General features: G+C 71.0%; 22 protein-coding genes and 1 tRNA gene. 17 read left to right on the top strand and 6 right to left on the bottom strand.

Annotation, left to right across the window (positions count from 1 at the left end; genetic code table 11):
- The first annotated feature begins 262 nt into the window (after positions 1 to 262).
- Positions 263 to 2,521: an AAA family ATPase gene (locus tag PV734_RS12175; protein ID WP_319289452.1), complete on the top strand. Its 2,259-nt coding sequence runs from the start codon at positions 263 to 265 to the stop codon at positions 2,519 to 2,521.
- A 4-nt stretch (positions 2,522 to 2,525) separates the two neighbouring features.
- The gene (locus tag PV734_RS12170; RefSeq protein WP_319096523.1) at positions 2,526 to 3,746 is read left to right on the top strand and encodes a 5-methylcytosine restriction system specificity protein McrC; all 1,221 of its coding nucleotides are present in this window, start codon (positions 2,526 to 2,528) and stop codon (positions 3,744 to 3,746) included.
- A gap of 45 nt (positions 3,747 to 3,791) precedes the next feature.
- Here PV734_RS12170 and PV734_RS12165 read toward each other — a convergent pair whose 3' ends face one another.
- The 4 genes from PV734_RS12165 to PV734_RS12150 form a co-directional block, all read right to left on the bottom strand.
- Positions 3,792 to 5,690, bottom strand: a complete 1,899-nt coding sequence (locus PV734_RS12165) for a copper resistance CopC/CopD family protein (RefSeq protein WP_319096653.1) — start codon at positions 5,688 to 5,690, stop codon at positions 3,792 to 3,794.
- A gap of 279 nt (positions 5,691 to 5,969) precedes the next feature.
- Positions 5,970 to 6,830: a glucose 1-dehydrogenase gene (locus PV734_RS12160; protein WP_319289451.1), complete on the bottom strand. Its 861-nt coding sequence runs from the start codon at positions 6,828 to 6,830 to the stop codon at positions 5,970 to 5,972.
- Positions 6,827 to 7,357: a cupin domain-containing protein gene (locus PV734_RS12155; RefSeq protein WP_319096525.1), complete on the bottom strand. Its 531-nt coding sequence runs from the start codon at positions 7,355 to 7,357 to the stop codon at positions 6,827 to 6,829. The genes PV734_RS12160 and PV734_RS12155 overlap by 4 nt, the downstream gene beginning before the upstream one ends.
- Positions 7,354 to 10,053: a GNAT family N-acetyltransferase gene (locus PV734_RS12150; RefSeq protein ID WP_319289450.1), complete on the bottom strand. Its 2,700-nt coding sequence runs from the start codon at positions 10,051 to 10,053 to the stop codon at positions 7,354 to 7,356. The genes PV734_RS12155 and PV734_RS12150 overlap by 4 nt, the downstream gene beginning before the upstream one ends.
- A 91-nt stretch (positions 10,054 to 10,144) precedes the next feature.
- Here PV734_RS12150 and PV734_RS12145 point away from each other — a divergent pair, with 91 nt between their 5' ends.
- From PV734_RS12145 to PV734_RS12130, 4 genes are all read left to right on the top strand, one after another.
- Positions 10,145 to 10,921, top strand: a complete 777-nt coding sequence (locus tag PV734_RS12145; protein WP_319289449.1) for a siderophore-interacting protein — start codon at positions 10,145 to 10,147, stop codon at positions 10,919 to 10,921.
- Positions 10,922 to 10,955: 34 nt separating this feature from the next.
- Positions 10,956 to 11,549, top strand: a complete 594-nt coding sequence (locus PV734_RS12140; protein WP_319289448.1) for an HhH-GPD-type base excision DNA repair protein — start codon at positions 10,956 to 10,958, stop codon at positions 11,547 to 11,549.
- 96 nt (positions 11,550 to 11,645) lie between these two features.
- A complete protein-coding gene (locus PV734_RS12135) occupies positions 11,646 to 11,981 on the top strand; it encodes a hypothetical protein (protein WP_319289447.1) in 336 nt (111 codons plus the stop codon).
- A 76-nt stretch (positions 11,982 to 12,057) separates the two neighbouring features.
- Positions 12,058 to 12,180 (top strand): hypothetical protein, encoded by a 123-nt coding sequence (locus PV734_RS12130; RefSeq protein WP_319096532.1) that lies wholly within the window; start codon positions 12,058 to 12,060, stop codon positions 12,178 to 12,180.
- Positions 12,181 to 12,209: 29 nt separating this feature from the next.
- Here PV734_RS12130 and PV734_RS12125 read toward each other — a convergent pair whose 3' ends face one another.
- Positions 12,210 to 13,883 (bottom strand): helicase HerA-like domain-containing protein, encoded by a 1,674-nt coding sequence (locus PV734_RS12125; RefSeq protein ID WP_319289577.1) that lies wholly within the window; start codon positions 13,881 to 13,883, stop codon positions 12,210 to 12,212.
- 146 nt (positions 13,884 to 14,029) lie between these two features.
- Here PV734_RS12125 and PV734_RS12120 point away from each other — a divergent pair, with 146 nt between their 5' ends.
- Positions 14,030 to 14,326, top strand: a complete 297-nt coding sequence (locus tag PV734_RS12120) for a type II toxin-antitoxin system VapB family antitoxin (RefSeq protein WP_006377352.1) — start codon at positions 14,030 to 14,032, stop codon at positions 14,324 to 14,326.
- A 110-nt stretch (positions 14,327 to 14,436) separates the two neighbouring features.
- Positions 14,437 to 15,093 (top strand): LytR C-terminal domain-containing protein, encoded by a 657-nt coding sequence (locus tag PV734_RS12115; protein WP_319096533.1) that lies wholly within the window; start codon positions 14,437 to 14,439, stop codon positions 15,091 to 15,093.
- Between the two features lie 64 nt (positions 15,094 to 15,157).
- On the opposite strand, the gene upp is transcribed toward PV734_RS12115, so the two are convergent.
- The gene (upp, locus tag PV734_RS12110) at positions 15,158 to 15,793 is read right to left on the bottom strand and encodes a uracil phosphoribosyltransferase (protein ID WP_319096534.1); all 636 of its coding nucleotides are present in this window, start codon (positions 15,791 to 15,793) and stop codon (positions 15,158 to 15,160) included.
- A gap of 183 nt (positions 15,794 to 15,976) precedes the next feature.
- On the opposite strand from upp, the gene PV734_RS12105 reads away from it, so the two are divergent.
- From PV734_RS12105 to PV734_RS12065, 9 genes are all read left to right on the top strand, one after another.
- Entirely contained in the window at positions 15,977 to 16,168 is a 192-nt protein-coding gene (locus tag PV734_RS12105) for a hypothetical protein (RefSeq protein WP_319096535.1), read from the top strand.
- Between the two features lie 262 nt (positions 16,169 to 16,430).
- Positions 16,431 to 16,979 (top strand): hypothetical protein, encoded by a 549-nt coding sequence (locus tag PV734_RS12100; protein WP_319096536.1) that lies wholly within the window; start codon positions 16,431 to 16,433, stop codon positions 16,977 to 16,979.
- Between the two features lie 62 nt (positions 16,980 to 17,041).
- Positions 17,042 to 17,476 carry a tRNA adenosine(34) deaminase TadA gene (tadA, locus tag PV734_RS12095; protein ID WP_319096537.1) on the top strand — a complete coding sequence of 145 codons (435 nt, stop codon included), beginning with the start codon at positions 17,042 to 17,044 and terminating at the stop codon, positions 17,474 to 17,476.
- 48 nt (positions 17,477 to 17,524) lie between these two features.
- Positions 17,525 to 17,609, top strand: a tRNA-Ser gene (locus PV734_RS12090).
- A gap of 95 nt (positions 17,610 to 17,704) precedes the next feature.
- Positions 17,705 to 17,881, top strand: a complete 177-nt coding sequence (locus PV734_RS12085) for a hypothetical protein (RefSeq protein WP_319096538.1) — start codon at positions 17,705 to 17,707, stop codon at positions 17,879 to 17,881.
- 16 nt (positions 17,882 to 17,897) lie between these two features.
- Entirely contained in the window at positions 17,898 to 18,191 is a 294-nt protein-coding gene (locus tag PV734_RS12080; protein ID WP_319289446.1) for a Dabb family protein, read from the top strand.
- Positions 18,192 to 18,419: 228 nt separating this feature from the next.
- Positions 18,420 to 19,286, top strand: coding sequence for an RNA polymerase sigma factor SigF (locus PV734_RS12075; protein WP_319096540.1), 867 nt, complete (start codon positions 18,420 to 18,422; stop codon positions 19,284 to 19,286).
- A 303-nt stretch (positions 19,287 to 19,589) separates the two neighbouring features.
- A complete protein-coding gene (locus PV734_RS12070; protein ID WP_319096541.1) occupies positions 19,590 to 20,507 on the top strand; it encodes an RNA polymerase sigma factor SigF in 918 nt (305 codons plus the stop codon).
- A 118-nt stretch (positions 20,508 to 20,625) separates the two neighbouring features.
- Entirely contained in the window at positions 20,626 to 20,787 is a 162-nt protein-coding gene (locus PV734_RS12065) for a hypothetical protein (RefSeq protein WP_319289445.1), read from the top strand.
- Positions 20,788 to 21,072 lie beyond the last annotated feature (285 nt).

Below are 21,072 nucleotides of genomic sequence, written 5' to 3'. Positions count from 1 at the left end.
CGTCGCAATCAGCTCCCGTACGGCCGGTAATATCCATAAGTCGGTATCGGCTATTACAGTCCGACTCCTCCGGAAGGGGGTCCGGCCGACCTCTTCCCTCCCCGGCAGCCTCGTTCCGCTCCTCGACACGGCGAGTCGACACACAGCCGTACGGGCTACGGCGACCGCGCCCCTGGTTCATCCGGTCGTCCCGGCCGTGCGGTTCCGCGTCGGCGCCTACGATGAGCGACGCGAGGCCAGGACGAACTGGGGGACATCGGACGTGATCGAGCAGCGTGGGGCGCGAACGCGCATATCCGGCACGGCAGTTGACCGAGCTCCCGCCATCGGGGCGGTGCAGCGCGTCCTGCGGGACGGACTGAGCGGCGGCGCCTCCGCCTTCGTCCCGGGGCTGAAGATCTGGACGTACGACACCGCGGTCGACCTACGGCGCAGGTTCGTCGACCAGCCGGACCAGTCCGCCGACACCTTCCTGGTGAAACTGGAACGGCAGTTGGCCGGAGCACCCCACGCGACGATCGTCCTCGCCGCCGAACTCCTCTACGTGAACCTCGTACCGCTGAAGCCGGAGCAGATCGGCCTGCCCAGGAAGCGGGAGATCCTGAACGAGGTTCTCTCCTGGGCCCATCGGGACATCGCCATACCGCCCAGACTCGACGCCGCGCTCACCGGATTCATCAACGGCGGCCAGGCCTTCCTCAACTACCGCTGGGCGCAGTTCCAGTTCCTCGTGCTCCTGGTGGAGCAGCTGGCGGCGCGAACTCCCACGGAAAGGGAGCAGCTGCTGACCGGCCCGTGGCGTTTCCGGGACGAGTGCCGGGCGGTGCTCACCGCCATGGGACACAACAAGGCCCGCGCCCAGGTTCACGTACTCCAGGCGCTGCTGTTCCCGGAGACCTTTCTCCCCATCGCCAGCAGCCAGAGCAAGCGGCGCATCCTGACCGGCTACGGCGACCGTCTCCCGAACCCCACCGGCGACGACGACCGCGACCTCCTCGCCCTGCGCACCCTGCTGCAGGAGGAGTCGGACGACCAGGTGAACTTCTTCGCCGAACCCTGGCTCGGCCACTGGCGCAAAGGAGCGTCGCAGGTCGGTCAACAGGGCTGGCTGGTAAGGGGTTCCAACGTCGCCGGACAGAACTTCGTGCCGGACTGGCTGGCCCACGGCTACTGTTCGACGTCCTTCAGCGAGATGCCCGAGATTCCCGCGGGCGCCACCAGACCGGCGATCCAGCAAGCCGTCTCCCAGGCCATGCCGGACGCCACCGCACAGGTTCGCGGCCAGGCGGCAGGCCAACTTCACCTGTTCCTCAACCAGATGAAGCCGGGAGACGTCGTCGTCACCGTCACCCCCGACGAGGTGTATGTCGGCACGGTCGAGGGGCCCGCCCTGTACGACCCCTCCGACGGCCTCGACCGCGCCCGGCGCCGCCAGGTGAAGTGGGCACCCCGCCTCCTGCCCCGCGCCCTGCTCCCCGAGCAGGTACAGACCCAGCTCCAACGCCCGCCCACCGTCTACGACATCAGCACGGTCGCCGCCGAACTCGCCGAGGCCGCCGGCCTGACCGACTCCGTCGAGGAGGAACTGCTCAAGGTCGACGTGACCCGCCCGATCGAGCTGCCGCCGGTCGGCGACGACCTCGCCGGCGAACTCCTCATGCCTGTCGGCTGGTTGCGGGACACCGCACGCCAGCTGGAGCGGATGCGGCAGATCATCCTGTACGGCCCGCCCGGCACCGGAAAGACCTTCCTGGCCCGCCGCCTCGCCCAGCACGTGGCCGGCCCCGACCGCACACGGCTGGTGCAGTTCCACCCGTCGTACACCTACGAGGACTTCTTCGAGGGGTTCCGCCCGGTCAGGGGCGACGGCGGCACCGTGGCCTTCGAGGTGGTGCCGGGGCCGTTCAAACTGCTCGTGGACCGGGCCCGGCAGGACCCGGCCAACCCTTATGTGCTGGTCATCGACGAGATCAACCGGGCCAACCTCGCCAAGGTCTTCGGCGAGCTGTACTTCCTGCTGGAGTACCGGGAGGAACCGATCATCACCCAGTACTCGCCGGAGCAGGAGTTCGACCTGCCCAAGAACGTCTACATCATCGGCACGATGAACACCGCCGACCGTTCCGTCGCCCTCGTGGACGCGGCCATGCGCCGCCGTTTCGCCTTCCGCCGGCTCTCCCCGGACAGCCCGCCCGTCGCCGGTCTGCTGCGCCGCTGGCTGGATCGCCAAGGCCTGCCCGACCGCCCGGCCGCACTCCTCGACGCCCTCAACTCCCGCCTCGCCGACCCGGACAGGGCGATCGGACCGTCATACCTGATGAACCGGCACGCCGCCGATCCCGACGGCCTGGAGCTGATCTGGAGCACCCAGATCCTGCCCCTTCTGGAGGACCAGCTGTACGGGACGGGCGTCGACGTGGAAGAGGAGTACGGGCTCGACGCCCTCATCGCCTCCCTGCCCGCCTCCCCTCCCTCCTCCTTGCCCGCGCCGCTTCCCGCCCCGTTCCCCACCCCGGAGTGACCCGGTGGCCACGGCAGACCTCATCTCCCTGGACCCCATCTCCCTCACCGAGACCGGCCGGGGTGTCCCGGTCACCCTGCACCCCGCCCAGGTCGCCACCCTCGCGGCCCGGCCGGACCTCGTCCGGCTCACGCCGGTCGCGAGCGGACGCTGGCGTGTCTCGGGGCGCCAGCGCGTCGGCATGGTCCGCCTCGGACGCGGCGACGGCACGGTCGAACTCCATATCCGCCCCAAACTCCCCGTCTCCCAGCTGCTGTTCCTCATCACCCACGCCCCGGGCACCCCCTGGCAGGACCAGCCGGTCACCGCGTCCGCATCCGACGACGCCCTGCTTCCCGCCCTCGCCGACGCCTACGCCCGCGCCGCCCGTCGCGCCCTCGACCCCGGCGTCCTGCACGGCTACCGCGTCACCGACGACGAACTCCCCGTCGTACGCGGCCGGATCCGGGTCGCCGACCAGTTGCGCCGGACGGGGCTGCCGCTCCCTGTGGCCGTCCGCTACGACGACTTCACCGCCGACATCGCGGAGAACCGCGTCCTGCTGGCCGCGCTCCACCGCCTGGAGCGTCTCCCCGGCGTCGCGGAGGCGACCCGCCGCACCCTGCGTCACCTGGCAGGCCGCCTTCCCGAGGTCTCCCCCCTGCGCCCCGGCACTCCGCTCCCTGCCTGGACGCCGACCCGCCTCAACTCCCGTTACGCGCCCGCCCTGCGCCTGGCGGAGCTGGTCCTCACCGACCGCACCCTCACCCCGCACGGCCCCACCCCCGTGGTGACCGACGGCTTCGTCCTCGACCTGGCCCGGGTCTTCGAACGGTTCCTCACCGACACCCTGACCGCCGCCCTGCGTCCCCACCGGATACGGGTCCAGCGCCAGGACCGGCGCCACCACCTGGACCTGGGCTCCCGCGTCCGGATCATCCCCGACCTGGTCCTCTACCGCGCCGGGAGCCCGCTCACCGTCGTCGACGCCAAGTACCGTGACCTCGGCGCCGGACCGCCGCCCCACGAGCACATGTACCAACTGCTCAGCTACTGCACGGCGTTGGCACTCCCGCACGGCCACCTCGTCTACGCGGCCCAGCAGGGCGACGCCCCCGTCCCCCACCCGATCCGCAACGCCGGCATCACCCTCACCACCCACCCGGTGGACCTGGCCCGCCCACCCGCCGAGCTCCTCGCGTCGGTCGCCACTCTCGCCGACCGCCTTGCCCAGCAGGCTGGTTGAGGTTCAGGGTGAGGTGAGCGATCCGAGTCCGGAACCGAACCCGGCTCAGCCGCCGATCCGTACCTTCCGCGACACGCTCACCTGATCCACGTCGGAGGTCCGGATGGTGACCTTCATGGTCCAGGTGCCGGCGATCGGAAGGTTGAGGGTGTTGGTGCCCCAGTAGCCGCCCAGGTCGGTGACTTCGGCGTTGAGGGGGCCGATCTCCTTGCTGGGGAGCGAGAAGGAGATGCGGAGTTCGGGGACGACCGCGAAGCCGCCGTCGGGGCCGAACACGACGGCCTCCACGCTGTTCTCGCCGACCCGGCCCGGTTCGAGCGTGACCTGCACCTTGCCGTGTCCGCCCGGTGTGCCCACGTCGAAGGGGATCGTCGTCGTGGACGCGCTGATCACCCCGGGCGTCGGAGCGTCCTTGGCGGCCTCCGCCGCCTCGGCCGCGGCCCGGCCGGGGAGGGTGGTCGTCAGGACGGTCGTGATCACCAACACCGCGATCCCGATGGCCACTTCGGCCAGCACGGAACGGCGGAGCCGCCGACGGTAGGAGGCGGAAAGGGAGGGCGTGTCGGCCGGGGGCAGGTCGCCCGGTGCGTCGCTCTCACCGGGCCGCGCCGCCGGACCGCCGACGGTCTCCGGCACCCGTTCCATGACCTTCGCCTCGACCCTGACCTTGTCCCTGTCCTTGACCTCGGCCTTTGCCTCGACCTTCGCCGCGGCGACCGCCTCCGCCACCTCCGCCGCCTCCGGTGCCGACAGCTGGCCTGTCCACCGGCGCGAGAACCCGGCCGCCACCAGCAGCAACGCCACCGCGCACACCTTGGCGATCAGGATCCGTCCGTACTCCGTACCGGTGATCGCGTCCCAGGAGCCGAGGCCACGCCAGGACTGGTAGACGCCGGTGACGGTCAGGACGGCCACGGAGGCGAAGGCAAGCCGGGAGAAACGGCCGACGGTGGACGCCGGGAGCGGCTCCTCCGCCTGGAGGAGGGTGAGCAGGGCCGCGAGACCGCCGAGCCACGCGGCCATGGCGAGCAGATGCAGCACCGAGGACGTCATCGCCACCGGCACCTGGATACCGGCCGACGCGTGCTCGGCGGCGGCCCACGTCAGCGTGAGACCGAGCGCGAGCACACCCCCGCCGGCGAGGAGCACCGACCGCGCCCGGTCGCCACCCGACTCGCCGCCCGACTCTCCCTCGGCGTGCCGCCGACGGCGTACGACTACCGCCAGCAGTACGGCTGTTGCGGCCAGCAGGGCGAGCCGGGCCAGAAGTGCCAGGCCGGGCCTGCTGGTCACGGTCCGTTCCAGGGCCGACAGGTCGAAGGCACCGGCGGGTCCGGTGCCGGCCTCGTAGGGGCCACGCAGCAGAAGCAGGACGACGGTGGTCACCAGGAGGGTCCACCAGCCCGTCAGGACCAGTCTGCGCAGGGGGCCCGTGCCGGGCGGCCGGCAGACGAGAACGAAGACGACGGTGCCGACCAGCAGGGCCAGAGCCGCGTACGCGAGGTAGCGGAAGATGTCGTAGAGGGCGCTCGTGGCCGCGTTCTCGGTGGGGCCGGTGTCGACCACGGTCGGGGTCGCGGAGCGCTCCCCGATGGAGAAGGTGAAGGCGCCCGAGATGGGGTGGCTGTCCGCCGAGACGACCCGCCAGGCGACGGTGAACGTGCCCTTGCCGAGGCCCTTGGGGAGGCTGACGCGCGCTCCGTCGGAACGGCCCTCCACATGCTTGGCCTCACCGATGTTCACGCGCCGGCCGTCGGGGTCGAAGACGCGGAAGGAGTCGTCGAGCAGGCCGACGGACTCGGTGAAGTTCAGGGTGACCTGGCGGGGCGCGGAGTCGAGGACGCTCCCGTCCCGGGGATCGGTGCCACGGAGAGCGGCGTGCGCGGACGCGGTACCGGCCCCGCCGACGAGGAGGAGCAGCACGAGCATGGCGCCCATCAGCACCGCCCGCTGAACGCCCCGGACGTTCCGTGCGCCTGCCGGGCCGCCCGTCCACCCGACCGCCCGACCGCCCGTCCGCCCGACGGTCCGCCCGACGGTCCGTTCGACCGTTCGCCGGCCGGTCTCCGTGCGCTCGCCTCCGCCGGCTCGTCGGTCGTCGCGCCCTTGGTTCCGCAGTCGGCCCACGTAGCTTCTCCGTCTTCGGGACTTTTCGGCTCTCGTATACGTACGGACGATCCTGGTGCCCCGCTCACCCCACCGGAACCGGATTCGCCGTGGTCTTCACCACGTGGGGCGGGCGGACACCCCTCCGTCCACCACCAGGTCGTGCCCGCTGACCCAGGACGCCAGCCGGGAGGCGAGGAACACGCACGCGTCGCCGATGTCCTCGGGCCGGCCCAACCTCCGTACGGGCGCCGCCTGTTGCCATCGCCGTACCCCCTCGGGCCAGTCGTCGGCCAGCCCTTCCCGGTCGACGAGCCCGGGCGAGACGGTGTTGACGCGGATCCCGTACGGCCCGTATTCGAGAGCCGCCGACCGGGCGTGCGCCACGACCGCCGCCTTCGAGGCGCAGTAGTGGGCGTGACCGGGCGCCGGGTGCGCGGCCTCGATGGAGGCGATGTGCGTGACGCTCCCGCCCCTGTCCTCACCCTCGGCCGCCTGCTCCCGCATGATCTCCGCCGCGGCCTGCGTGCAGGCGAAGACGCTGAGGACGTTCGAGTCGACGACCGCCCGCCAGTCGGCGACCGTCATCCCGGCCAGTTCCTGCACGGGTTGCACGCCCGCGTTGTTGACCAGCGCGTCGAGCCGCCCGCCGCCCCACTCGGCGGCCTCCCGCACCACACGCCGGCACTCGTCCTCGACGGTGAGATCGCCCCGCAGTACGACGGCTCGCCCGCCCGACCGCTCGATCCGCGCGGCCACCGCACGGGCACCCTCGTCCGACGCCCGGCAGTGCAGGGCGACAGCGGCACCCTCCGCCGCGAACCGCGCGGCGATCCCGCGCCCGATCCCGCCACCGGCCCCCGTCACCAGCGCGACCTGCCCGGCGAGAAGACCCGCGGAACTGATGGCCGACCGCTCGGACGGCTGCGTGGACGACGGCACGGGTGACCTCGTCGATGACGAAGTGGATGAACTCATGGCCGACACAGTGCCCCGATGCGAGCCGCCTCGGCCGGATATCGCGCGGCCAGTTCGACGGCGTCCCCGTGCTCGTAGCCCTCGTAGGTGAACCCGGGCGCCATCGTGCACCCGAAGAACGTCCACGCGCCGCCCTCGACGACCCGCGCGCCCATCCAGGTGCCGGCGTCCACGGTGAACTGGGGCTCCTGCCCGTTCAGGAGGCCGGGCCCGAGCACGACCGTCCGGGAGGTGCCGTCCGGTGCGAGGAGCAGCAGTTCGAGGGGATCGCCGAGGTAGAAGTGCCAGACCTCGTCCGACGGCAGCCGGTGCAGCGCGGAGAAGTCACCGGGCTCGGCGGTCAGCAGGGCGACGATCGCCGAGCCCTCCGGCCGCCCGTCGGCCCGTTCGGTCCCCGCCCACGTACGCCGGAAGAGCCCGCCCTCACGCGGGATCGGCTCCAGACCGTAGTGGGCGATCAGATCGGCGGGCGTCGGATGTCCTGGGGTCTGGTGTCCTGAGGTCTGGTGTCCTGAGGTCTTGGTCACCCGGGAAAAGCTACCTCCCGGCGCAGAAAAGCCAGTTGGGCGCGCTTCTCCGGCAGGTACACGTCCGGCAGGTCGATCTCGGGCAGGACGACGACGGGCCCGGGCACGAACCCCTGCCGCAGGAAGCGGGCGACGGCCTTCTCGTTCGCCACATCGGGATCGACCACGACCCGCCGCCGCCCGAGCCTGACCAGCACGAACTCCGCCAGCACCCCCATCAGCGCACCGGACCACCCGGGGCTCCCGCCCTCCGCGCCGACGGGCGCGAGCAGCAGATGTACGCCGATGTCGCCGGGCTCGACGGGGTAGCACTCGCCCACCCGGTCGGCCTCGGGCTCGTACGTCTGGAGCAGCCCGACCGCCGTACCGTCCTTCACCAGCAGGTAGGCGTGATGGGTGTCGAGGGTGTCCAAGTGGCCGTAGATCTCGGCGACCTGTTCCTCCGTGAGCCCGTTCATGCCCCAGAACCCGGCCTCCTGCCCGCTCACCCAGCCGTGCACCACGCCGGCGTCGGCGACGGGGTCGAGCCGCAGCACGCGCACGGCACCGAACCCGTCGACCACCCGCTCGTGCAGGGCGGCCCGGGCCGCGTACGGCTCAGCGCTCGTGATGTCGGCCGGCTGTCGGTTCTCCTTCGTGAGCCGCGTCCAGTCGGTGACGACCGGGACGAGGTCTCCCCTTGTCCACAAGGGGAGTTGATCGCGGTTGTGGGCGGAGCCGGGAACGCCGGAGGCTCCGAGGGGCACCACCCAGAGGCTGTCCTCGCGCCGGGCCAGATCCCAGACGTACCGAGCGGCGGGCCCACGCGCGCTGAGGTCGGTCAGACCGGGAACGGAGGAGGTGCAGAGCACACAGTCGTGGTCGCCGGAGAGCCCGGGTTCGGCGTCGGCGGAGTGCGGGGTGGTGGGCAGTGCCCGCCAGGGGGCCGGCCGGTGACGCTCGCCCCAGGTCGCGGTCCCGGTCGTCGGCTCGGCGGCCACCTCGGTGACGGCTTCCCCGACGAGGGCGGCGCGGTCGATCCCGTACAACTCCTCTGTTCCCAGGAGCCCTTCGAGCGCGAAGGCGATCCGGGGGAGCAGCGCGAGCCAGGGGCGGAAGACCTCGGGGTACGCGGGTGGGACGGCCAGTGCCGCGAAGGCGGGGTGGGCCGCGAGGCGGCGTACGACGGCGGAGCGCAGGGCCGCGTACGACGCCGCGTCCGTGCTGTCGGCGTCCATCCGGCGGTCCCAGCGCAGAAGCCGGTCGCGAAGCCCGGCCTCCTCGGCCGTCAGACCGTCGAGGCCGGCGAGGAGGTCGAGGAGCGGGCGGGCGGAGGCGAGGTGGGTGTCCATGTGGACGGCCGTCAGCTCGGCCGCCGACCATTTCTCCCTCTCTTCAAGGAGGGCGCGGATCCGGGCCGCCCGGTGGGGCGGTGCGAACTCGACGCCGAGGGGGGCCGACGGGCCGCGCTGGTTGGCCATCACGGCGAGGCCGTCGTCGACGCTGCCGTACGGCGTCTCGTGTCGGCCGTGCCATTCGTGACCGGGTTCCCAGGCCCGCGCGAGCCGGGTCCGGTTGACCTCGGCGCGTACGGGGACGTGGCCCGCGACCCGGTGCAGCAGGCCGCCCTCGGTATCGGCGGCATGGACGACGTTGACGGGCTCGGCCCACAGGTCGAGGGCCCGGTCGATGTCGGCCACGCGACGGGCGCGAAGAAGGGGGAGAAGGGCGGAGAAGCCGAGGTCGCCGGTGACGCGGGGCGGGTGGCGCAGGCTGATGGTCTCCGTACGACCGTCATCGGGGCCGCCGATCACCACCGGCCCCCGCCCGGTCTCGATCACCTCGACCTCGACGGACTCCCCGCCCGCGACCTCGACCACTTCCCGGAGCACCTGAGCCGGCCGCCACCGCCCGTCGGGATCGAGGGCCTCAACTGCCCTACCCACCCGGCGGATTCGCTCCTCGTACAGGTCCTGGTAGTCGGCCATGGCGTTGGTGATGGCCCAGGCCGCCGTGCCGGTGTGGCCGAAGTGGGCGATGCCGGGAACACCCGGGACGGCGAACCCGACGACGTCGAACTCCGGGCAGGAGAGCCGGACTTGCTGGTAGACGCCGGGATCCTCGATGTAGCGGTGCGGGTCGCCGGCGATCAACGGGAGTCCGGTGACCGAGCGTTCGCTGCTCACCAGCCAGCCGTTGCTGCCGGAAGTGCCGGGTCCGTCGGTGGCGAACAGGGCGACGGCGTCGGCGCCGAGATGCGCGACGACCTGTTCACGCCAGAGCTTGGCCGGGAAGCCGGCGAACAGGATGTGCGTGGCCAGCCACACACCGAGCGGGGTCCAGGGCTCCCAGCGCCCGGGTGCCAGGCCGGTCGCGGCGAACTCGGGTGCCAGGCGCGCCCCTTCTCCCAGCCCGGCGTTGACACCGTCCGTGTACGCGCGCACCCAGGCGGCGGTTTCGGGGTCCCGTCTCTCCAGGGTGGCGTAGCAGTGTCTCGCGGTGTCGTCGAGGCGGGCGCGTCTGGCGAACACGTCCCAGCCGACCGCCTCGACGCCGAGGAACGCGGCCGAGGTGCCCTGAGCGCGGTGGCGCTCGACCTCCAGCTGCCAGGCCCGGTCGAGGGCGGTGACGCGGCCCTGGCCACGGGCGAGTTCGAGCGCGTCGCTCGCCCGCAGGTGCGGGATCCCCCAGGCGTCGCGGTAGATCTCGGTGGCCATATCCGTATCCTCACCAGGTCCGAAACTGTGCATTAGGTTAGCCTTACCTAAGTAAGTTGTGCCGGAATCGTACGCGAGGGGCGGAGAAGTCGTGACGCAGGGGCAGGGGCAGCAGAACCGGCAGGAACAGAGCCAAGGCCACGGCCACGGGCGTCGCGGCTGGGAGGGCGCGGTCCTCAAGCTCTTCCGAGGCAAGGACTTCGTCTTCACCGTGACGGGCGCCGAGGACGTCACCCCGCACTATCGGCGCCTCCGGCTCACCGACGGGGGCATGCTTTCGGCCACCGGCGTCCACCCCACGATGTGGGTCCGGCTCTGGTTCGACAACGCGGGCAAGCCGCACCAGCGGGCGTACACACTGGTCGATCCGGACCTCGGGGCGGGCACGTTCAGCCTCGAATTCGCGCTCCACGAGGGATGCGCCAGCGACTGGGCGCGGGCGGCGAAGCCCGGCGACACCATCGAGGCGACGGTCCAGGGCACCGGCTTCACCCGGCCGGAGCCGGACCCCTCGCACGTCTTCGCGATCGGCGACCCGGCGTCGCTGCCCGCGCTCAACTCCCTGCTGGAAGCGTTCGGTTCGACCCCGGCGACGATCTGGTTCGAGTCGGACCACGGAACCGGCGGCTACCCCTTCCGCACCACCCCCGGCCGGCACGACGTCCGCCCGGTGCCGCGCCGGGACGCGGGCGCCCAGCTGGTCGCCGAGGTCCGCTCGGCCTTCCCGGACCTCCTGACGCGCACCGCCGACCCGTACGTGTGGATCGCCTGCGACACGGCCACGACCCGGGCCCTGACGAGCTACTTCCGCAAGGAGGCGGGGCTGCCGAAGCAGCGGGTGCACGGGCTGGGGTACTGGCGGCCGTAGGGCACCCCCGCCGCGATCGAGGCATGATCGACCCATGGACGTCACTCTCCACCTCGCCCAGGACCCCGAGGCCGACGCGCTCCTCGGCCGCAGTGCGCTCGCCGCGCTGACCGGAATGCTGCTCGACCAGCAGGTGCCGATGGAGTGGGCGTTCAGGGGACCGGCGACCATCGCCCGGCGAATGGGCGCCGACGACCTCGACGCGCACGAGATCGCGGCGTACGACCCCGAGGCGTTCGCCGCGCTCCTCTCCGACAAGCCGGCCGTGCACCGGTACCCCGGCTCGATGGCCAAGCGGGTCCAGCAGCTCTGCCAGTACCTCGTCGAGCACTACGAGGGCGACGCCGAGGGCGTCTGGCGGGACGTGACGACCGGGCAGGAACTGCTCAAGCGCCTCGGCGACCTGCCGGGCTTCGGCAAACAGAAGGCCCAGATCTTCCTGGCCCTGCTCGGCAAGCAGCTCGGCGTGCAGCCCAAGGGCTGGCGTGAGGCCGCCGGTGCCTACGGCGAGCCGAAGTCCTTCCGCTCCGTCGCCGACATCACCGGCCCGGAGTCCCTGGTCAAGGTGCGCGCCCACAAGCAGGAGACGAAGGCCGCGGCGAAGGCGGCGAAGGCCGCCGGCAAGTAGGCGCCCGCGTCACCTGCCTCCCGCCGGTAGGCCGAGTGAGCGGATCTCGGGCCCGGGAGGATCAGCCCCGTCCGTGCGGCGGGGAGATCACCTCCCATGAGCCCCGCCGCGCGCACCCCGTACGCCTCGTACGCCGTGCGCCGGACCGCCTGGCTCCGGGTCGTCGTCCTGCTGCTCGCCCTGCTCGTGCCGGGGACGGCGGCGCACTGCGGAGCGGCCGAGTCGGTCGTGTCGAGCGGTACGGCCGCCGAGCACGACGTCCACGACAGCGCCCTGCGCCCGTCGGCCAGGTACGGCCACCGCGGCGTCGTAGCCCTACGCCCCGTGCCCGGCCCGCCGGCGGCACGGCACGCACCGGCGCGGACGGCCCACCCGCTCCCCGTACCGCCACGGCCCACTCCCGCCCCGCGCTCGGTGGTCCTGCGCTGCTGACAGCACCGGCCGCCCCGGTCCATCAGTCAGTACGCCCAGCCCACCCAGTACGCCACACGGGACAAGGAACACCGACATGGCGATCGATCCCTACGCGGTCCTGCGCGCCCTTCTGCGCGCCGAGGCCGCCCGCAACACACCGAAACCGCAGATGAAGGAAGCCGAGCGGCAGCGGCCCCCGGAGAAGCGGGGCCGCTGACCGGGCGGCGGGGGCGGGGCCCCGGTGGGCTACCGCCTCCGCCGTGCCGTACCGAAGAGCGAGCGGGTGATCTCCCGGCCGATCTGGGTGCCCAGGGAACGGGCCAGGGACTTGAACATGCCGCTGCCCACCACCTGTTGGACGACAGAGACGCCCTCCCCCGATCCCGTCGACTCCCTCGGTTCTTCGGACCGGCTGGACCGGCTGGACCTGGTGGGCTCGGTCGGCCTCATCTCGTCCGGGCCCTTGGCTCCACCGCCTCCAACACCTCCACCGGCCCCGCCGGGGGTCTGAGCGGCTGTCAGTTTCTCGTAGGCCGACTCTCTGTCCACAGCCTGTGCGTAACGGTCGTAGAGCCGTGAGGACCTGACCGCCTGGTCGAGAACGGCCGCGTCGACGGGGCCCATCAGGGACTCGGGCGCGCGCAGGCGGGTCGCGGCGACCGGGGTCGGGGCGCCTTTCTCGCTCAGGACGGTGACCACCGCCTCACCCGTCCCGAGGCCGGTGAGCAGCTCCTCCAGGTCGTATGCCGAGTTCGGGAAGGTCTGCACCGTGGCCCTGAGGGCCTTCTGGTCGTCCGGGGTGAAGGCGCGCAGCGCGTGCTGGACCCGGTTGCCGAGCTGGGCGAGGACGTCGGCGGGCACGTCTCGCGGGGTCTGCGTCACGAAGAACACGCCCACCCCCTTGGAGCGGATGAGCCGGACGGTCTGTGTGATCGCGTCCAGGAACGCCTTCGACGCGTCCTTGAAGAGCAGATGCGCCTCGTCGAAGAAGAAGACGAGCTTGGGCTTGTCGGCGTCGCCGACCTCGGGGAGGTCGTGGAAGAGGTCGGCCAGGAGCCACATCAGGAAGGTCGAGAAGAGCTGCGGCCGGTCCTGGACGGCGGGCAGTTCGAGCACCGAGACCACGCCCCGGCCGTCCGGGGCCGTGCGCAGCAGCTCCGCCGTGTCGAACTCCGGTTCGCCGAAGAAGTCCGCCATGCCCTGCGCCTCGAAGGCGGTGAGGGAACGCAGGATCACCCCGGCCGTGGCCGTCGACAGCCCGCCGATGTTCCTCAGCTCGGGCCTGCCCTCGTCGGAGGTGAGGAACGCGACGACGGCCCGCAGGTCCTTCAGGTCGACCAGTTCCAGCCCTTTCTGGTCGGCGTAGTGGAAGACCAGGCCGAGCGACTGCTCCTGGGTCTGGTTGAGCTGGAGCACCTTGGACAGCAGCACCGGGCCGAAACTGGTGATCGTGGCCCGCACCGGGATGCCGTGGCCGAGACCGCCGAGCGCGTAGAACTCGGCGGGGAAGCCGGTCGCCGTCCACTTCTGGTGCACCTCGGCGGCCCGGGCGGCGACGCGCTCGTTCGCCTGCCCGTCCCCCACCGTCTGCCCCGGCGCGGAGATGCCGGACACGTCACCCTTCACATCGGCCAGGAAAACGGGCACACCTTGGGCGCTGAGCTGTTCGGCGATCAGCTGGAGTGTCTTCGTCTTGCCGGTGCCGGTGGCCCCCGCGACCAGACCGTGCCGGTTGAGCATGGGGAGCGGGATACGGATCTGGGCGTCCGGGAGGCACGTTCCGTCCCACAGCAGGGCGCCCAGATCGAGGGCCGGGCCGGTGAAGGCGTACCCGGCGGCGATCTCCAGGGCCGGCTGGGGGAGCGCGGGGGCGCCCCCGGGCGCGCGTGGGGGTGAGTCGGGCGCGTTTGCCGGGGGCATGGGCTCCGTGGTGGCCGATGACACGCTCTCGCTGTCGCTCATGTCGGGTCCCTCTTCCGGTTTGCCCCGCTTTACAGCATCTTTTCCAGCGTCGCACTCCGTCTCCATGGCTGCGCCCGGAACGTCTGGACCGGTAGGCTTTCCGTGTGATCTTCAAGCGCATCGGAAACGGCCGGCCGTACCCCGACCACGGCCGGGAAAGCACCCGGCAGTGGGCGGACGTCGCGCCGCGCCCGGTCCGCCTCGATCAGCTCGTGACGACCAAGGGCCAGCTCGACCTGGAAACCCTGCTCGCCGAGGACTCCACGTTCTACGGCGACCTCTTCGCGCACGTCGTGAAGTGGCAGGGCGACCTGTATCTGGAGGACGGTCTGCACCGCGCGGTCCGGGCGGCCCTCCAGCAACGCCAGGTGCTGCACGCCCGCGTCCTCGAAATGGACTGACGGCCGTCCAGACCGTCCTCGCGACGCTTATTGGCCCTTTCGGGTAGTACTGCGGCCGGGTCAATGATCATTTAGTAGGCATCACCGCCCGGGCGCACTACGCTGCGCCCATGAGCATGCTGACTCCCCCCGGAATGGGCGGCCAGTACCGCATCACGGGGGACAAGTACCCGCGGATGCGCCGACCCCGGGGACGCCGCAAGTTCGTGTTCGGACTCGTGGCCTCCGTCGTCGCCCTCGGCCTGATCGGCTGGGGCACCTTGCAGCTCATCGACGTCTTCACCGGCGGCGGCAGCAAGGCCACGGCCGCGGGACCCAAGTCGGACTGCGGGACGAAGGCCGACCCCACCACGACTCCGGCCACGCCGAAGACCGTCAGAGCGCTGCCCGAGCCCGGCCGGATCACCGTCAACGTGCTGAACGCCACGCCCCGCAGCGGCCTCGCCAAGCAGGCGGCGGACGAACTGCGCAAGCGCGGCTTCCGCATCGGCGACGTCGGCAACGCGCCCAAGGCCTACGACAAGAAGATCGCCGGAATCGGCATGGTGCTCGGCGCGAAGTCGGCCACCGAGGCCGCCCTGCCCGTGCTCGGCACCCAGCTCGCCGGCGCCCAGGTGAAGACCGACGCACGCGCGTCGGCCACCGAGGTCGACCTGCTCATCGGCACCGCCTTCACGGCCCTGACCAGCAAGAAGGACGCCGACCAGGCCCTGGCCGCACTGGCCGGTCCGGCGCCGACGCCCTCCAGCAGCCCGAAGAGCTGCTGACCGCTGAGCCTCGTACAACTGCTCGTACTGCTGCTCGTACTACTGGCTGTGCGGGGCGCCGCCGCTACTCGGCCGCGCCGTACAGCCGGTCGCCCGCGTCGCCGAGGCCCGGGACGATGTAGCCGTGCTCGTTCAGGCGCTCGTCCACCGAGGCCGTCACGACCGTGACCGGGGTGCCCGCCAGCTCGCGTTCCATGATCTCGACGCCCTCCGGGGCGGCCAGCAGAACCACGGCTGTCACATCGTCGGCGCCGCGCTTGATCAGCTCGCGGATCGCCGCGACCAGGGTGCCACCGGTGGCGAGCATCGGGTCGAGGACGTACACCTGACGCCCGGAGAGGTCCTCCGGCATACGGGTGGCGTACGTCGACGCCTGGAGCGTCTCCTCGTCGCGCACCATGCCCATGAAGCCCACCTCGGCGGTCGGCAGCAGCCGGACCATGCCGTCCAGCATGCCCAGACCGGCCCGCAGGATCGGCACCACCAGCGGGCGCGGGTAGGACAGCTTGACGCCCGTGGTCGAGGCGACCGGCGTCGTGATGTCGACCTGTTCGGTACGCACGTCGCGCGTGGCCTCGTAGGCGAGCAGGGTGACCAGCTCGTCGGCGAGACGGCGGAAGGTCGCGGAGTCGGTGCGCTGGTCGCGCAGCGTGGTGAGCTTGTGGGCGACCAGAGGGTGGTCGACGACGTGGAGACGCATGGCCCTAACAGTAGCCGTGGTCCCGTACAGCGGCTCTGCTCCCCCGTGCGACGGTTCCGGTTCCCACTACAGCGGTTCCGGTTCCCCGTACAGCGGCGCCGCTCCCCGCTCACCCTTCCGGTGGCATCAAACCGCCCGGCGGAGGGAAGGTGGGAGAGACGCACCGACTGGGGGTGTCTGCCCATGCCTGACCGTGAACCCGACCGGGAACGGGACCAGAAGGCGTCGGAAACCGAGGCCGAACGGCGTCGGCGCCGGGCCGTCTTCCTGCGCGAACTGACCGAGGCGCGCGAGTTGCGCGACCGTGTCCAGCCACGCCGCGCCAAGACCGCCCGCCTCCGCCACGCCATGCGCATGCGCACGTTCCGCTGGTAGCAGGCGCGTTGGGGGGTGGCCGTGCGGGCGCCGTGGGGGAGGCCGGTTACGATCCGCTGGTGGCGGCGACGACAGTGCTGCTGAACGACTCGGTCCACCAGCGATCAAAAGAGCCGGACACAGGGTGCCGAAGACGTCCCCTGAACGCTCCGTTTCTGCCACGATGCCGAGTGGGCGGGCCTCGGCTCACAGCGTTCCCCGCCCACGAACTCCGCCGGGAGGGCCCCCGCCCGGCACGCCTAGGACCAGTGGGAGAGTCACGGTGTACTTCGCCGCACTGCTCGCGCGCACCGAAGACGGGTGGGAAGCGAGCGACAAAGAGCTCGACGACGTGGAAACCCTGTCGGACCTGGCCGAACTGGCCCGTGAAGCCTCCCCCGAGGACGACACGGTGCTGGTGCTCATCGAGCAGGAGGACGCCTGGTTCGGCGTCGTCCGCATCGACGGCGAGGACGACCCCCGTATCTACGTCTCGGACGCCGCCGCCGCTGCCCGTAGTTCGTACGGCGAGATTCTGCTCACGGCCGAGCTGCTCGGCCGCGATCCGGACACCGACGAGCCGGATCTCGACGCCCTCGACCTCGACGGCACCGAGGACGGTGAGTCGGACGCCGATCCGGACACCGACGAAGACGACGAGGAGGCCGGTACGTCCGCCGAAGCGGTACCGCACGGCCCCGTAGGGGACCCGGAGATCCTCGACGACCTCGGCGTCGGCGAGAAGGACCTCCGCGCCCTGGACGCCGACGACGCGCTGGGCGCGATCGCCGAGGCCCTGGGAGCGGCGGAGGTCCTGGAGACGGTGCGCTGAGCGAGGAGGGCCTGATCGGCAAGGGGTCACCCGACCCCGTACGGGATCCCTGGCGGGCCGCGATGCGGCTCGCCCTGGCCGAGGCCGAGCGGGCCGTCCTGGGCGGCGACGTCCCCGTGGGCGCCGTCGTCCTGGCCGCCGACGGCACGACGGTGCTCGCGACCGGGCACAACGAGCGCGAGGCGACGGGCGATCCGACCGCGCACGCGGAGATCCTCGCGGTCCGGCGGGCCGCGGCGGGACTCGGCGAGTGGCGGCTCTCCGGCTGCACGCTCGTCGTGACGCTGGAGCCCTGCACGATGTGCGCGGGCGCCCTCGTGCAGTCCCGTGTGGACCGCGTGGTCTACGGCGCCCGCGACGAGAAGGCGGGCGCGGCCGGCTCCCTCTGGGACGTCGTTCGCGACCGTCGCCTCAACCACCGCCCCGAGGTGATCGCCGGCGTCCTCGCGGACGACTGCGCCGGCCTCCTCACCACCTTCTTCCGCGACGGCCGCTGACGAAAACGGATTTCGGAGCACGCCACACCTTGCTGTAAGGTCTCCCTCGGTAGCGTGTCCGAGCGGCCGAAGGAGCTCGCCTCGAAAGCGAGTGTGGCGCAAGTCACCGAGGGTTCAAATCCCTCCGCTACCGCTGTAGAAAGGCCTCGCCGAACGGCGGGGCCTTTCGTGCGACATCGGTCGGGTGTCGTGCGGTCGGTTCTGGTCGGGTCTGAGGGGGAGGCCGCCGTGGCGGTGAATTCGAAGAAGCTCGCCGTCTACGCAGTCGTGGTCTTCGTGCTGTACGTGATCATCACGGACCCGTCGAAGGCGGCCGACTACGTCCAGATAGCGTTCGAAGGAATCTCGAACGCGGCCAGTGCCATAGGTGACTTCATGACCTGGGTCGCCGACGGCGCCAAGTAACAGCCGAGGAGTACATGTGATCCGCCATCTGGTCCTCTTCAAGCTCAACGAGGGCGTCGAACGCGACGAACCGCGGGTCGTGGCGGGTGCCGAGGCCTTCCGTGCCCTGTCCGGCCAGATCGACGAACTCCGCTTCTGGGAGTGCGCCTGGAACATCACCGACCGCCCCATCGCCTACGACTTCGCGATCAACTCGGCCGTCGACGACCTGGACGCGCTGAAGCGGTACCTCGAACACCCGTCCCACCAGGCGGCCGCCGGACAGTGGCGCGAGTTCGCCACATGGGTGATCGCCGACTACGAGGTCTGACCAACGAGGCCTGTCCATACGGCCGCACGGACCGCCCCACACCGGAACGATGTGGGGCTTTTCTGCGTCTTGCGCATCAACCATCCGTCAACACGGTGTTATGGGGTGCTTGCACACAGTGCACATGTCTTGTGATGCTATGACCGCTTTTGACGGATGAGTTGACCGTTGAGTTTGACCGATGAGTTCGACCGATTAGTTCGACCGATTAGTTCGACCGATGAAGAGGTGGCGTTGACCGTGTCGGCCAGTACTGCGCCACCCCAGGAAGCCCCCGCCCAAGAAGCCCCCGTCCAGGACATCGCACCTCAGGAGCCCGCTCCCCAGCGGAGCCGGGGCGCTGACACCCGGGCACTCACCCAGGTGCTCTTCGGCCAGCTCAAGATGCTGGATCCCGGTACGCCGGAGCACAACCGCGTACGGGGGGCGCTCATCGAGGCGAACATCCCGCTCGTGCGCTACGCGGCCGCCCGCTTCCGCTCCCGCAACGAGCCCATGGAGGACGTCGTCCAGGTCGGCACCATCGGGCTGATCAACGCCATCGACCGGTTCGACCCCGACCGGGGCGTGCAGTTCCCCACGTTCGCGATGCCGACCGTCATCGGCGAGATCAAGCGGTACTTCCGGGACAACGTCCGCACGGTCCACGTACCGCGCCGGCTGCACGAGTTGTGGGTGCAGGTCAACGGGGCGACCGAGGACCTGACAACGGCCTTCGGACGCACCCCGACGACCGCCGAGATCGCCGAGCGACTGCGCATCAGCGAGGAGGACGTGCTGTCCTGCATCGAGGCCGGCCGCTCGTACCACGCGACCTCCCTGGAGGCCGCCCAGGAGGGCGACGGCCTGCCCGGCCTGGTCGACCGCCTCGGCTACGAGGACCCCGCGCTGGACGGCGTGGAGCACCGCGACCTGGTCCGCCACCTCCTGGTCCAGCTCCCGGAACGCGAACAGCGCATCCTCCTGCTGCGTTACTACAGCAACCTCACCCAGTCGCAGATCAGCGCGGAACTGGGCGTCTCCCAGATGCACGTGTCCCGACTGCTGGCCCGTAGCTTCGCGCGACTGCGCTCGGCGAACCGCGTCGAGGCCTAGTCCGAGCCCTGGCAGAGCTGCCCGCCCCGGCGTATCCGGATACGGGATCGAGTTGTCACCTGGGAGAGCGAATCGCTCAAGGGAGCACTTCCCGGTATTTCTAGGCTGAAAAACCGTCACACCCCCTTTTTCCAGGGCGGATTCACGCTCCACATGTCGACATGTCACTACAGCGTGTTGCCGACATGTGACATTCTGCCGGAAGAGCGTTTGCCGTGGCTTCGGCTCCGGTATTCAGGTGAAGGCTGCGTTCCTCAGATCGGGAACGTCCGCCGCGACCGTCCGCGACCCAAAGGGGGTGGCATGTCCGCAGACCAGGGCAGCTCGAAGGTGCTCACGCTCACAAAGAGCGAGTCGGCGCCCGCCGAGCTTCACGACGTCCCGGCCCTCGTAGTGGAGGTCGAGGCAGAGGCGACCCCGGCCGTCCAGGCCCTCCCGGCTCCTCCGCCGACCACGGGCGCCATCGACACCCGGACCCTGTCCCGTTCCCTGTTCCTGCGGCTCGCCGCCCTCGACGAGAACAGCCCCGAGCGTGCGTACGTCCGGGACACCCTCATCGAGTTGAACCTCCCCCTCGTCCGGTACGCGGCGGCCCGCTTCCGCTCCCGGAACGAGCCGATGGAGGACATCGTCCAGGTCGGCACCATCGGCCTGATCAAGGCGATCGACCGCTTCGACTGCGAACGCGGTGTCGAGTTCCCGACGTTCGCGATGCCGACGGTCGTGGGCGAGATCAAGCGCTTCTTCCGCGACACCTCGTGGTCGGTGCGTGTACCGCGCCGGCTGCAGGAGCTGCGCCTGGCCCTCACCAAGGCCAGCGACGAACTCGCCCAGAAGCTGGACCGTTCCCCCACGGTGCCCGAACTCGCCGTGGTCCTGGGCGTGTCCGAGGAGGACGTGGTCGACGGCCTCGCGGTCGGCAACGCGTACACGGCCTCGTCCCTGGACTCCCCGGCCCTGGAGGACGACGGCGGCGAGGGCTCCCTGGCCGACCGCCTCGGCTACGAGGACACGGCGCTTGAGGGCGTGGAGTACCGCGAGTCCCTGAAGCCGCTGCTGGCCAAACTCCCGCCGCGCGAGCGCCGGATCATCATGCTGCGCTTCTTCGCCAACATGACCCAGTCGCAGATCGGCGAGGAGGTCGGCATCTCCCAGATGCACGTGTCACGCCTCCTGACCCGGACCCTGACCCAGCTCCGCGAGGGCCTGATCTCCGACTGAGATCGGGCTGTCGGTCCGGCTCGGTCCGGCTACGGATCCGACTGTGGATCCGGTCGGAGATCCGGCCAAAGTCCGACTGAGGGTTCACTTCTGACGGAGCATCAGTGACGATGTCGCGATGCTTCGACAGACCCGCGCGACGCATGACCGCCGGGGCGCCATCGCCCTGACCTCCTCGGCGGCCGTCGTGACCTGTGCCCTGGCAGGGGTGTTGGCGGCGTGCGGGAACGGCGGCGGACACGACGAGGGGTTGGAGCTGCTCGCCAAGGAGTGCATATAAGGCCGGATTAGCTCGATCGTGTGATCGTCTGTGTGCGGGCTTGCGGTGGTCTGGGCTGTTCGGGCTAACGTGATCGTGCGACCTGGGACACCGGGTACGGCGTCAGCGTGCGGGGCCCCTGCTCCACCGGAGTGATGGTTCAGGGCCTCCCCGTCGCCCCCTGGCCGTACCCACCTGGCCAGGCCGCGTAGGGAACTGGCCTCCCGGGCCCGGACCACGCACACGATGCGTGTCGCCACCCGGGGTCGAGTACGCCGGGGACCAGTGCGCCCAAGACCGTTCGGG

It is taken from the genome of Streptomyces sp. AK08-02 (genome assembly GCF_033795085.1).
In the GTDB taxonomy this organism is placed as follows: Bacteria; Actinomycetota; Actinomycetes; order Streptomycetales; family Streptomycetaceae; genus Streptomyces; species Streptomyces echiniscabiei.
This window is presented reverse-complemented; position numbering and strand designations above follow the sequence as displayed.